Origin of the sequence: Nocardioides sp. CPCC 206348 (genome assembly GCF_048654705.1) — a bacterium.
Taxonomy (GTDB): Bacteria; Actinomycetota; Actinomycetes; order Propionibacteriales; family Nocardioidaceae; genus Nocardioides.
The window spans coordinates 41,430-49,740 of sequence record NZ_JBMCZA010000211.1 but is presented as its reverse complement, the minus strand read 5'-3'; the positions used below and the strand labels follow the sequence as shown (position 1 = coordinate 49,740).

Annotated in this window: 3 protein-coding genes; all 3 read right to left on the bottom strand. The window is 66.0% G+C overall.

The genetic code is table 11. The features are described from left to right. Nucleotides 1-108 precede the first annotated feature (108 nt). Nucleotides 109-3,960, bottom strand: a complete 3,852-nt coding sequence (locus ACOADB_RS21965; protein WP_378603585.1) for a DNA-directed RNA polymerase subunit beta' — start codon at nucleotides 3,958-3,960, stop codon at nucleotides 109-111. Between the two features lie 91 nt (nucleotides 3,961-4,051). Beyond that, a complete protein-coding gene (gene rpoB / locus ACOADB_RS21960) occupies nucleotides 4,052-7,540 on the bottom strand; it encodes a DNA-directed RNA polymerase subunit beta (protein WP_378603582.1) in 3,489 nt (1,162 codons plus the stop codon). Nucleotides 7,541-7,818: 278 nt separating this feature from the next. Further along, nucleotides 7,819-8,311, bottom strand: a 493-nt coding sequence (locus ACOADB_RS21955) for a hypothetical protein (protein ID WP_378603579.1), incomplete at its 5' end; no start/stop codon positions are given.

Below are 8,311 nucleotides of genomic sequence, written 5' to 3'. Positions count from 1 at the left end.
CGGTGTGTCGGCAGGCGCCGAAGGCGCCCAACCCGGCACAACCGAAACCCCGGAAAACGGCACGAGGCCCTCCCGAGCGAACTCGGAAGGGCCTCGATGCTGGTGCGATCAGCTCTGGTAGGAACCAAAGTCGAAGTCGTCGAGGGCGACAGCCTGGCCCCCGGCGTTGCCGAACTCGTAGTCGTACGACTCGTAGCCCGTGACGGCGTACGCCGCGGCGCGCGCCTCCTCGGTCGGCTCGACACGGATGTTGCGGTAGCGCTCCAGACCGGTACCGGCCGGGATCAGCTTTCCGATGATCACGTTCTCCTTCAGGCCACGCAGGCTGTCGGAGCGGCCGTTGATCGCGGCGTCGGTGAGCACCCGGGTGGTCTCCTGGAAGGAGGCCGCCGACAGCCACGACTCGGTCGCGAGCGACGCCTTCGTGATCCCCATCAGCTCCGGACGACCCGAGGCCGGCTTGCCGCCCTCGGAGACGACGCGACGGTTCTCGGTCTCGAACTTCGCGCGGTCCACCAGGTCCGAGGGGAGCAGGTTGGTCTCGCCCGACTCGAGCACCGTGACCCGGCGCAGCATCTGCCGCACGATGATCTCGATGTGCTTGTCGTGGATCGACACACCCTGGCTCCGGTAGACCTCCTGGACCTCGTCGACGAGGTGCTGCTGCGTACGGCGAACGCCGAGGATGCGGAGCACCTCCTTCGGGTCAGGCGTGCCGACCGTGAGGGGCTGGCCGACCTCGATGTGGTCGCCATCGGCAACGAGCAGGCGCGAGCGACGGCTCACGACGTACTCGATGACGTCGGCGCCGTCATCGGGGGTGACCAGGACCTTGCGGGTCTTGTCGGTGTCCTCGATCTCCACACGGCCGGCGGCCTCGGAGATGTGGGTGACACCCTTGGGGGTACGCGCTTCGAACAGCTCGACGACGCGGGGAAGACCCTGCGTGATGTCGCTGGCCGAGGCCACACCACCGGTGTGGAAGGTACGCATCGTCAGCTGCGTGCCGGGCTCACCGATCGACTGGGCCGCGATGATGCCGACGGCCTCTCCGATGTCGACGAGCTTGCCGGTGGCCAGCGAACGGCCGTAGCACTTGGCGCAGGTACCGGTCTTGGCGTCACACGTCAGGACCGAGCGAACCACGACGGTCTCGACGCCGGCCGCGATCAGCTCGGCGATCTTGACGTCACCCAGGTCGTCGCCGGCCGCGGCGAGGACCTCGCCGGTGGTCGGGTGGGCGATCTCGGTGGCCGCGCTCCGTGCGTAGGCAGCGGTTTCGGCGTTGTCGTCCTTGACGACCACGCCGTCCTCGTTGCGCACACCGATGGTCTTCGGCAGACCACGCTCGGTGCCACAGTCGTCCTCACGGATGATGACGTCCTGCGACACGTCGACCAGACGACGCGTGAGGTAACCCGAGTCGGCCGTCCGCAGCGCGGTGTCGGCAAGACCCTTGCGGGCACCGTGCGTGGAGATGAAGTACTCCAGGACCGACAGGCCCTCGCGGAAGTTGGCCTTGATCGGGCGCGGGATGATCTCGCCCTTCGGGTTGGCCACCAGACCACGCATGGCACCGACCTGGCGGATCTGGTTGAAGTTACCGGATGCGCCCGAGTAGACCTGCATGTAGATCGGGTTCGACGGCTGGGACTTGAAGGCGTCCTCCATCGCGTCTCCGACCTTCTTGCCGGCCTCGGTCCAGATCTCGATGAGCTCCTGACGACGCTCGTCGTCGGTCACCAGACCGCGCTCGAACTGCGTCTGGATCTTTGCGGCCTTCTCCTCGAAGACCGACAGGATCTCGATCTTGTTGTCCGGCGTCACGACGTCATCGATCGAGACGGTCACGCCGGAGCGGGTCGCCCAGTGGAAGCCGGTGTCCTTCAGGGCGTCCAGCGAGGCAGCCACCTCGACCTTGCCGTAGCGCTCGGCGAGGTCGTTGACGATCGAGCCGAGGCGCTTCTTGCCAACCTCCTCGTTCACGTACGGGTAGTCGGCCGGCAGCGTGTCGTTGAAGAGCGTGCGGCCCAGCGTGGTCTCGAGCAGGACGCGCTCGCCCGGCTCCACACCGTCGGTGAGACGGATCCGGATCATGCTCTGCAGCGCGATCTCGTTGCGGTCGTAGGCCATGATCGCCTCGGCCTGCGAGGAGAACACCCGGCCTTCGCCCACGGAACCGGGACGCTCGGTCGTCATGAAGAACAGGCCGATGATCATGTCCTGGGTAGGCATGGTCACCGGACGGCCGTCCGACGGCTTCAGGATGTTGTTGGTCGAGAGCATCAGGATCCGCGCCTCGGCCTGGGCCTCGGCCGACAGCGGCAGGTGCACCGCCATCTGGTCACCGTCGAAGTCCGCGTTGAACGCGGTGCAGACGAGCGGGTGGATCTGGATGGCCTTGCCCTCGATCAGCTGGGGCTCGAACGCCTGGATGCCGAGACGGTGCAGCGTGGGCGCACGGTTCAGCAGCACGGGGTGCTCGGTGATGACCTCTTCGAGGACGTCCCACACGACCGGGCGGCCGCGCTCGACCATCCGCTTGGCGGACTTGATGTTCTGCGCGTGCGAGAGGTCCACGAGCCGCTTCATGACGAAGGGCTTGAAGAGCTCGAGCGCCATCTGCTTGGGCAGACCGCACTGGTGCAGCTTCAGCTGCGGACCCGACACGATGACCGAACGGCCCGAGTAGTCGACGCGCTTTCCGAGCAGGTTCTGACGGAAACGACCCTGCTTGCCCTTGAGCATGTCGGACAGCGACTTCAGCGGCCGGTTGCCCGGGCCGGTGACGGGACGCCCACGGCGACCGTTGTCGAACAGCGAGTCGACGGCCTCCTGGAGCATCCGCTTCTCGTTGTTGACGATGATCTCCGGCGCGCCGAGGTCCAGGAGCCGCTTGAGGCGGTTGTTCCGGTTGATGACGCGACGGTAGAGGTCGTTGAGGTCGGAGGTCGCGAAGCGACCACCGTCGAGCTGCACCATCGGGCGCAGGTCCGGCGGGATGACCGGAACGGCGTCGAGGACCATGCCCTCGGGCTTGTTGCCGGTCTTGCGGAACGCGTCGACGACCTTGAGGCGCTTGAGCGCGCGAACCTTGCGCTGGCCCTTGCCGGTGGCGATGGTCTCGCGCAGCGACTCGACCTCGGCCTCGATGTCGAAGCTCTGCAGGCGCTTCTGGATCGCCGTGGCGCCCATGTGGCCCTCGAAGTACTTGCCGAACCAGTTCTTCATCTCGCGGTAGAGGACCTCGTCACCCATGAGGTCCTGCACCTTGAGGGTCTTGAACGTGCTCCAGACCTCGTCGAGGCGGTCCAGCTCGCGCTGGGCGCGGTCACGGAGCTGCTTGAGCTCGCGCTCCGCACCGTCACGCACCTTGCGGCGCTGGTCGGCCTTGGCACCCTCGGCCTCGAGGGCAGCAATGTCCTCTTCGAGCTTCTTGGTGCGGTCCTCGAGACCCGAGTCGCGACGCTTCTCGATGTTCTGGCGCTGCAGACCGATCTTGGTCTCCAGGTCAGGCAGGTCCTTGTGGCGCGCGTCCTCGTCGACCGAGGTGATCATGTAGGCCGCGAAGTAGATGACCTTCTCGAGGTCCTTCGGAGCCAGGTCGAGCAGGTAGCCCAGTCGGCTCGGCACACCCTTGAAGTACCAGATGTGGGTGACCGGGGCGGCGAGCTCGATGTGGCCCATCCGCTCGCGGCGAACCTTGGAACGGGTCACCTCGACGCCGCAGCGCTCACAGATGATGCCCTTGAAGCGCACGCGCTTGTACTTGCCGCAGTAGCACTCCCAGTCCCGGGTGGGACCGAAGATCTTTTCACAGAAGAGGCCGTCACGCTCGGGCTTGAGCGTGCGGTAGTTGATGGTCTCCGGCTTCTTGACCTCGCCGTGGCTCCACGTACGGATGTCGTCCGCGGTGGCCAGGCCGATCTTGAGCTGGTCGAAGAAGTTCACGTCGAGCACGATGGCTGCTGTCCTTCGTTAGTTCTGGTGCAAATGAGGCTGGGAGGACTGAGGGGGTACGGCGGCCGGATCCGACCGCCGTACCGATGACTCAGACTTCTTCGACGGAGCTGGGCTCGCGACGGGAAAGGTCGATGCCGAGCTCTTCGGCCGCGCGGAAGACGTCTTCCTCGGCGTCCTTCAACGAGATGGTGGAGCCGTCCTGCGACAGCACCTCCACGTTGAGGCAGAGCGACTGCATCTCCTTGACGAGAACCTTGAACGACTCGGGGATACCGGAGTCGGGGATGTTCTCGCCCTTCACGATGGCTTCGTACACCTTCACGCGGCCCGGCACGTCGTCGGACTTGATCGTGAGCAGCTCCTGCAGGGCGTAGGCGGCGCCGTACGCCTCCATTGCCCAGACCTCCATCTCGCCGAACCGCTGGCCACCGAACTGGGCCTTACCGCCCAGGGGCTGCTGCGTGATCATCGAGTAGGGGCCCGTGGAGCGAGCGTGGATCTTGTCGTCGACCAGGTGGTGGAGCTTGAGGATGTACATGTAGCCCACCGACACCGGCTCCTTGTACGGCTCGCCGGAGCGACCGTCGAAGAGGCTGGCCTTGCCCGTCTCGTCGATCAGGCGCTTGCCGTCACGGTTGAGCGTGGTGGCACCGAGGAGGCCGATGATCTCGTCCTCACGGGCACCGTCGAAGACCGGCGTGGCGACCTTCGTGTTCGGGCCGGTCTTGTCGACACCGATCGAGATGAGCCGCTGCTTCCAGTCGGCGTTCTCCGGGTCACCGGACAGGTTGATGTCCCAACCCTGCTTGCCGAGCCAGCCGAGGTGGAGCTCGAGGATCTGGCCGATGTTCATCCGTCGCGGGACACCGAGGGGGTTCAGCACGACGTCGACCGGGGTGCCGTCCTCCATGAACGGCATGTCCTCGATCGGCAGGATCTTCGCGATGACACCCTTGTTGCCGTGACGGCCGGCGAGCTTGTCACCCACCGAGATCTTGCGCTTCTGCGCGACGTAGACCCGAACCAGCTGGTTGACGCCCGGCGGCAGCTCGTCGCCCTCTTCACGGTCGAAGACCCGAACGCCGATGACCGTGCCGGTCTCGCCGTGCGGAACCTTCATCGAGGTGTCGCGCACCTCGCGCGCCTTCTCACCGAAGATCGCGCGGAGCAGCCGCTCCTCCGGGGTCAGCTCGGTCTCGCCCTTGGGCGTGACCTTGCCGACCAGGAGGTCGCCGTCGCGGACCTCGGCGCCGATGCGGATGATGCCCCGCTCGTCGAGGTCAGCAAGCATTTCCTCGCTGATGTTGGGGATGTCGCGGGTGATCTCCTCCGGCCCGAGCTTGGTGTCGCGGGCGTCGACCTCGTGCTCCTCGATGTGGATCGAGGTGAGGACGTCTTCCTGCACCAGGCGCTGGCTGAGGATGATCGCGTCCTCGTAGTTGTGGCCTTCCCACGGCATGAACGCCACGAGCAGGTTGGTGCCGAGGGCCATCTCCGCGTTGTCCGTGCAGGGACCGTCAGCGATCGGCGAGCCGACCTCGAGGCGGTCGCCCACCTCGACCAGCGGGCGCTGGTTGATGCAGGTGCCCTGGTTGGAGCGCTTGAACTTGGCGAGGCGGTACGAGGAGTACGAGCCGTCGTCGTTCATGGTCTCGACGAGGTCGGCCGAGACCGACTTCACGACACCGGCAGCGGTGGCGACGACGACGTCGCCGGCGTCCACAGCGGCACGGAACTCGATGCCGGTGCCGACGATCGGGCTGTCGCTGCGGATCAGCGGAACGGCCTGACGCTGCATGTTGGCGCCCATGAGCGCGCGGTTGGCGTCGTCGTGCTCGAGGAACGGGATCAGCGCGGTCGCGACCGACACCATCTGGCGAGGCGAGACGTCCATGTAGTCGACGTCGTCGGCCAGGACCTCGGAGACCTCACCACGGCGCTGGCGAACCAGCACGCGCTCCTCGGCGAAGCGACCGTTCTTGTCGAGCGCAGCGTTGGCCTGCGCGATGACGTAGCGGTCCTCGTCGTCGGCGGTGAGGTAGTCGATCTTGTCGGTGACCTTGCCGTTCTCGACCTTGCGGTACGGCGTCTCCACGAAGCCGAACGGGTTGATCCGTCCGTAGGAGGCGAGCGAACCGATCAGACCGATGTTCGGGCCTTCAGGGGTCTCGATCGGGCACATGCGGCCGTAGTGCGACGGGTGGACGTCACGGACCTCCATGCCGGCGCGGTCACGGGAGAGACCACCCGGGCCGAGCGCGGACAGGCGACGCTTGTGCGTCAGGCCGGCGATCGGGTTGGTCTGGTCCATGAACTGCGAGAGCTGCGAGGTTCCGAAGAACTCCTTCAGCGCCGCGACCACGGGACGGATGTTGATCAGGGACTGCGGCGTGATGGCCTCGACGTCCTGGGTCGTCATCCGCTCACGGACCACACGCTCCATGCGCGCCAGACCGGTGCGGAGCTGGTTCTGGATCAGCTCGCCCACGGTGCGCATGCGGCGGTTGCCGAAGTGGTCGATGTCGTCGGAGCTGATCTCCAGCGTGCCCTGGGCCGACGCCATGTCGGCGCGACCGTCGTGCAGCGCCACGATGTAGCGGATCGTCGCGACCATGTCGGAGATCGTCATCGTCTGCTGGTCGAACGCCAGCTCCTGGCCCAGCTTCTTGTTGATCTTGTAGCGACCAACCTTCGCCAGGTCGTAACGCTTGGGGTTGAAGTAGTAGTTCTTCAACAGCGTCAGCGCGGCCTCACGCGTCGGCGGTTCGCCGGGACGGAGCTTGCGGTAGATGTCGAGCAGCGCGTCGTCGGGTCCGGACGTGTTGTCCTTCTCCTCGGTCAGCTGGATCGACTCGAAGCTGCGCAGGTCGGCCATGACGGCCTCGTAGTCGTACTCCTCGCCGGTGTCCTCGGCGACGGCCTGCAGGGCCTTGAGCAGCACGGTGACGTTCTGCTTGCGCTTGCGGTCCAGGCGTACGCCGACCATGTCGCGCTTGTCGATCTCGAACTCGAGCCAGGCGCCACGGCTCGGGATGAGCTTGGCGGTGTAGATGTCCTTGTCGGACGTCTTGTCGGCCGTGCGCTCGAAGTAGACACCGGGCGAACGGACCAGCTGCGAGACGACGACACGCTCGGTGCCGTTGATCACGAAGGTGCCCTTGGGCGTCATGAGCGGGAAGTCGCCCATGAAGACCGTCTGGCCCTTGATCTCACCGGTTTCGTTGTTGGTGAACTCGGCGGAGACGTAGAGCGGGGCGGAGTAGGTGAGGTCCTTCTCCTTGCACTCGTCGACCGTGTACTTGGGGTCGTAGAAGACCGGGTTCTCGAACGAGAGGGACATCGTCTCGGAGAAGTCCTCGATCGGGGAGATCTCCTCGAAGATCTCCTCGAGTCCAGACTTGTCGGAGGCGTCCTCGCCGCCAGCACGGCGGGCCTCGATCCGAGCCTTGTGGGCCTCGTTGCCGATCAGCCAGTCGAAGCTGTCGGTCTGCAAAGAAAGAAGCTGCGGAAGTGCCAGCGGCTCCGAGATCTTCGCGAAAGAGATGCGGGACTTACCGGGGGTGGTGCGCGCGGCCAAGAGTTGTCCTTCGACGGTTCGACTCTTCGATTACGCCGTCCCACCACACAACGGCCACCGGGCAGGCCGAAGCGCATCTGAGGGCAGGCGCAAGGACCCACGGTACACGAATTGGGAGCGCTCAACAATACCGGCTGCGCAACTTCACACAGTCGAGGAGCGGCCACCGCCAGCGTGCACGGGAAACCGGTGCGCCGATCATGCTTCGCGAGCGCCCGATCGTCAAGCGTCCCCGCCGTCGTACGCCTGCAACAGGCGGACAAACAAGTGAGGTGGGATCAGCCGCAGGAGTCGTCGGTGCACAGGTCGTCGAGCAGCCAGCGACCGTCGTCGCCACCCTCGCGCACCAGGGACATCGTGGCCCACATGTGCAGCACGAACGGCTCGGCTGCCTTCTTCTCGACGTACTGGTCGATGAAGACGACGACCGTGGCGCGCTTCCCGGCCGGATCCACCCGGGTCAGGGCGGTGCCCGTCGGGGTCGCCTCGACCACGATCTCCTGCGCCTGGGCTTCCTTGGTCAGCTCCGGCCAGGCGGCGGACTGCTTCTCGGCCATCCTGGGCGTGAGGAAGCCCTTGAGGCGCGCGAGGTCCTCGTCCATCGTCTTGTGGTTGTACGACAGCACCGGGGTGACCATCTGCTCGGCGGCGCTCTCGACCGCCAGGGTGGCCTTGTCCTGGGCCTGGCTGCGCTCGGCGACGTCCTTGGGGGACTCGTCGGCACGGACGCCGGGCAGGGTGAACGTCCCGATGGCCAGCAGCACGGCCAGC